The 2,658-nt window shown below is 58.7% G+C and carries 2 protein-coding genes; one reads left to right on the top strand and one right to left on the bottom strand.

The window, feature by feature from the left end; all coding sequences use genetic code 11:
- Positions 1-205: 205 nt before the first annotated feature.
- The gene (locus VK574_RS03360) at positions 206-1,135 is read left to right on the top strand and encodes a DUF4331 family protein (protein WP_472798394.1); all 930 of its coding nucleotides are present in this window, start codon (positions 206-208) and stop codon (positions 1,133-1,135) included.
- Positions 1,136-1,610: 475 nt separating this feature from the next.
- Here VK574_RS03360 and VK574_RS03355 read toward each other — a convergent pair.
- The coding region (locus VK574_RS03355) for a PA0069 family radical SAM protein (RefSeq protein WP_472798393.1) at positions 1,611-2,658 on the bottom strand (1,048 nt) is incomplete at its 5' end.

The raw sequence follows: 2,658 nt of genomic DNA, 5'->3' as shown, positions 1-2,658 counted from the left end.
AAACTGCGGAATTAAATATTGTGCGTGGCACACCGTCAATTTGTGGTCCGTCTCCGAAATAATAAGTGCTTGCGGCAGAATTCAGCGTGCCGTAATGAACGGTCGACCTTTTTTGGTGATCTGGCGCCACGAACGAGAGGAGAAATAGTCGATGTCGCACCATTACTCCGGTCCCGACTTCGGGTTCCCGCGCGGAGACGCGCGCTTGGACCTCACCGATCTGTATGCCTTCCCCAAGCCAGGGGACGCGGGCAAGTCGATCCTGGTCATGGACGTGCACCCGTCCGCCGCCAAGAAGCCGCCGGGGCCCACCACTACGGAGCCCTTCGCGCCCGAGGCCATCTACGAGCTGAAGGTTGACACGGACGGCGATGCCGTCGCCAATATCGCCTACCGCGTGCGGTTCTCGGCGTCCAAAGGTGGAGCACAGACCGCAACACTGCGCCGCGTTGAGGACGCGCAGGCCGCCGGGACAGGCGACGGCGGGCAAGCCATCTTCGAGGGGGCGCCGGTCTCGACAGGACGGGAGGCGCAAGTGACGGAGGTCGGCAACTACCGCTTCTTCGCGGGCTGGCGCAGCGACCCCTTCTTCTTCGACGTGGAGGGCGCGTTGAACAACCTGCAGTTCACTGGCGACGATTACTTCTCCGATAAGGACGTGTGCAGCATCGTGTTGGAGCTGCCCAACTCGGCCCTGGGGTCCAAAGCGGTTGGCCTGTGGGCCCGCACGCTAGTTCCGGCGGACGGGGCGGGCGGGGGCTGGGTCCAGGCGGACCGCGGCGCGCTCCCCGCACAAACTCCCTTCCTTGCCGGCGAGCAGAACGCTGCCTACCTCGATGGGGAGCCGGTGGACGATGCCCGCTTCGTGGCCGTCTTCGCGCACGCGCTGGAGCACGCGGGTGGGTATACGCCGGAGGAAGCAAAGCGGGTTGCAGGGAAACTGCTGCCGGACCTCCTGCGCTATGACCCCACGCGCCCGGCGTCCTTTCCGGCCAACGGCCGGGCACTTACCGACGACGTCCAGGATGCCTTCCTAGCTATCCTCACAAATGGGAAGGTCACGGAGGATAAAGTAGGGCCCCACCACGATCTGCTCACCGAATTCCCCTACCTCGGGCCGCCCCACAACGCCTGAAAGGGCTTGATGGTGGTTGTTGTACGCGATTCGGTCAGCGCGCGGTTCCACTTAGCGCCGGCGAACGTTATTTCGAACTTACCGATTCGAGTAAACAATTGGATCGCGCTCGAAAAGCACTCGGCCTAAAGGAAAACGAAGCGCTGCTTGTGTTCACCGACGGAGAGAAAGAATTCGCGGTGGCGACGGACGTGCATTAAGCGCTTACTTGATCGAAATCGATAGTCCATTCAGCGGTAAAGAACACGTCTCGGCGTTTCTTGATTAGGGATTAGAACTGAAACAGTGCAACACACTGCGAGGGGAGGAAGCCAGGAACTAACGGGGACTTAACCTGGCGCGGTGTTTATGAATAAGCACGGCCTCCAATAACCGCCTCTCCGCACCTAGTGCAGGCTCGCAGCGGCCGCTTTAATGTTTCGTTTGCAGCAAGGGATGCGGCCGCACAAATTGCTTCAAGAAACGATAAATGATTTCAACCGAAAAGACGCAGTTGCGTCGTCGGTCTTTGGAATGACGCGCAAGAGAGTTTCGGACGCGCGCACATTCGGTTGCGCCTGCAGGATATGGCAAACATCGAAGCGATTTGCTCGGCGAAGATACCTTCGCCAGTCATGCGCGTGTGCCATTGGGAATTGTTCAGCCGGTTTCCTCGCAAATTGCGGATGCGTCCCAGCACCTTCTCTTTGCGCTCGGGAAAATGTTCCTCGAGCCAATGTTCAAATAGTGGCGCGACCACCCACGGCAGGCGAACAATTGTGTATCCGGCAAATTGAGCACCCGCTTTTGCGCAGGCGTCAATAATCTTCGGAACTTCATGATCGGTGAGCCCAGGGATGATCGGTGCAACCATTACGCCGGTTGGGATTCCGGCGCTGCGAAGTTGCCGGATCGCATCGAGGCGCGCTTGGGGGGACGACGTCCGCGGCTCAAGCACTCGCTGCAAATTCGAGTCCAGCGAAGTTACTGAAATATTTACAGCCACTCCATTATGCGCGGCGAGATCGCGCAAAAGATCGACGTCGCGTGTAACAAGGCGGTTCTTTGTGATGATCGCCACCGGATTGCGAAATCTGGCGAGCACTTCGAGACAGCCGCGAGTAATGCCGAGCTTTCGCTCGACCGGCTGATACGGATCGGTCACGCCACTCAGCACCAGCGTTTGCGGCTGCCACCGCGGCGATTCCAGTTCAGCGCGCAACAACTCCGGCGCGCTTGTTTTAACCATGATCTTGCTTTCGAAATCGAGTCCGGCGGAAAAGCCGAGATATTCGTGCGTTGGTCGTGCGTAACAATAGATGCAGCCATGTTCGCACCCTCGATACGGATTCAGGCTTGTCTCAAACCCGACATCCGGACTGTTGTTACGAGTGATGACCGATTTGGTTTCGTCGCGAAAATATTGCGTTCCGCGTTGCGGCCGTTCTTCCGTTTCAGGATCAACGTCGACAACATCGACGTCATTTAGATCGACATGCAGCTTTTCGAAGCGATTTGCGGGGCTCCAGGAGGCACCACGTCCG

Origin of the sequence: Occallatibacter sp. (assembly GCF_035317045.1) — a bacterium.
GTDB lineage: Bacteria > Acidobacteriota > Terriglobia > Terriglobales > Acidobacteriaceae > Telmatobacter.
This window is presented reverse-complemented; position numbering and strand designations above follow the sequence as displayed.